The organism is Herbivorax alkaliphila (assembly GCF_030848475.1).
In the GTDB taxonomy this organism is placed as follows: Bacteria; Bacillota; Clostridia; order Acetivibrionales; family Acetivibrionaceae; genus Herbivorax.
The window spans coordinates 1-1,892 of record NZ_JAVDDS010000118.1 but is presented as its reverse complement, the minus strand read 5'-3'; the positions used below and the strand labels follow the sequence as shown (position 1 = coordinate 1,892).

Below are 1,892 nucleotides of genomic sequence, written 5' to 3'. Positions count from 1 at the left end.
GTCAACATATTCTATTAGGTTTAGAAAGGGTGAATGTTTATGAAATTATGCTGGAGCATATTGTTAATCCTATCAATGTTTATTATTTATGGTTGCAACTTAGAAGATTCAGAAATTGGTAGTTCAATAGATGAGAATTATACTATATCATTTTATGGAGCTAGGAAGAATGGAAGTGGTGATTTTGTAAGGTCAGATAATCCGATATTTATAGAAACTGACATCATGGGTGTAGATTTTATTGATGGAGATGTTCGTTCATTTAAGATATATTTCACAAAAGAGTATTTAAGTAAGTTTGATTCTGAAACAATTATTGAAGAATATGAGAAGAAAATTCATGTTGATGGACTTAGAATTTATACAAGTAATGAATGGGATATGTTTGAACTGCAAATAAATGGAGAAACTCAGTTTTATGGGTATTTTCCTATGGGTAAAGCATCATCTTTTTATGGACCAGGACCACATATGAGCCATGATATTGATGGGGTTACATTAATAATGAACTTATTAAGTCAAGATATACTAGGTATAGATGAAAATGATGAAAAGAAATTATATGAGGTATTCAGTGCTTTGGATTTGATTCAAGATTAGTTGGCAACTTCCATAGAATACGTCGACTAACAAGTCCATTTGAGTAAAGGGCAAAGCATGGAGAACGTTCTTGTGGAGTAGTAGCATGGGGTCATCCTGCCCGCATCGATTCATCGGGTGCTGTGCACCGCCTCCGAAGAATGGCTTTGTAAGTCCGATTCATCGACAGCCGCAAATGGCAGACGTTAGGTAAAATGATCCAATCCCACAGGTAAAAGAATTTTTAGAGAATGTTTTTGAAGAATTTTTGAAAGAATATATTGGATATGTTATAATTAGATATATTATATTTAAATTTTCTGGTAGGTGATAATCTATGAATACTGCGAAACAGGAATTATTAAAACTTATAAATGAGATTTCAGACAATCAGATTAGTGAAGTTATAGACTTTGTAACTTTTCTAAAGATGAAAAGAGAAAAAGAAATGTTAAAAAACTTAGAAAGAGCTAGTGAGAGTAGTTTGAGTTTTTGGGATAATGATATAGATGATGAGGTATGGAATAATGTATAATCAAGGAGATATTTTGCTTATACCGCTTCCGTTTTCAGATTTAACTTCAAATAAAAAGAGACCTGTATTAGTCCTGTCAAATGATAAATATAATGCTATTACAGATGATTTAATAGTAGTTGCAGTTACATCAAACATAGAAAATAAATATTCAGAAATAAAGTTAACAAATAACGGGATGCAGGCGGGTTCATTGAAAATTGACTCTTGTATAAGAGTTGATAAGATATATACTTTGTCTCAGGACATAGTAGTTAAAAAATTTGGAAGAGTTAAAATAGAAATCTTAAATGACGTTAGATTAAAGTTGAATCAAATTATTTCATAGCATATAAAAAGTGTTTTTCATTCCATATATTTATGATAGTATATGGTTTTTATTTTGCTAGGGTCATTTTGGAATCACTTTACCTAACAATATGTTCCAGTGAAGGCGTGGATAGTAAGCATATAGGGTTAGACCACACCACACCTGAGACCCTAAGGGAGTTCTCCCTAAGGGTCTCAGCGTCTGGAACACGAGACGATATATGACATGGGGGGCACATCCATGTGCCGATTCAATATAGGGATTAGCTTTGAAGATTTTTAACAAAAAGCGATTGGAGAGTATAATGTTTGCAGATTTACATATTCATTCTTTCTATTCTGATGGTACTAATTCGCCTAAGGAGTTAGTTAAGTTAGCAAAGGAAAATAACGTATCTGTTATTGCTATGGCAGATCATGATACTATAGAAGGTGTTGAAGAATTATTGCTTGAAGCAGGTAGAAACAA

The 1,892-nt window shown here is 32.5% G+C and carries 4 protein-coding genes; all 4 read left to right on the top strand.

The annotated features are described in order from the left end of the window. Positions 1-39 precede the first annotated feature (39 nt). On the top strand, positions 40-600 hold the full coding sequence (locus RBH29_RS17520) for a hypothetical protein (protein WP_306698300.1): 561 nt from the start codon (positions 40-42) through the stop codon (positions 598-600). Positions 601-916: 316 nt separating this feature from the next. Next, on the top strand, positions 917-1,114 hold the full coding sequence (locus RBH29_RS17515; protein WP_306698299.1) for a DUF2281 domain-containing protein: 198 nt from the start codon (positions 917-919) through the stop codon (positions 1,112-1,114). Further along, on the top strand, positions 1,107-1,442 hold the full coding sequence (locus RBH29_RS17510; RefSeq protein WP_306698298.1) for a type II toxin-antitoxin system PemK/MazF family toxin: 336 nt from the start codon (positions 1,107-1,109) through the stop codon (positions 1,440-1,442). Before RBH29_RS17515 ends, RBH29_RS17510 begins: the two co-directional genes overlap by 8 nt. A 286-nt stretch (positions 1,443-1,728) precedes the next feature. Then, the coding region (locus RBH29_RS17505; protein ID WP_306698301.1) for a PHP domain-containing protein at positions 1,729-1,892 on the top strand (164 nt) is incomplete at its 3' end.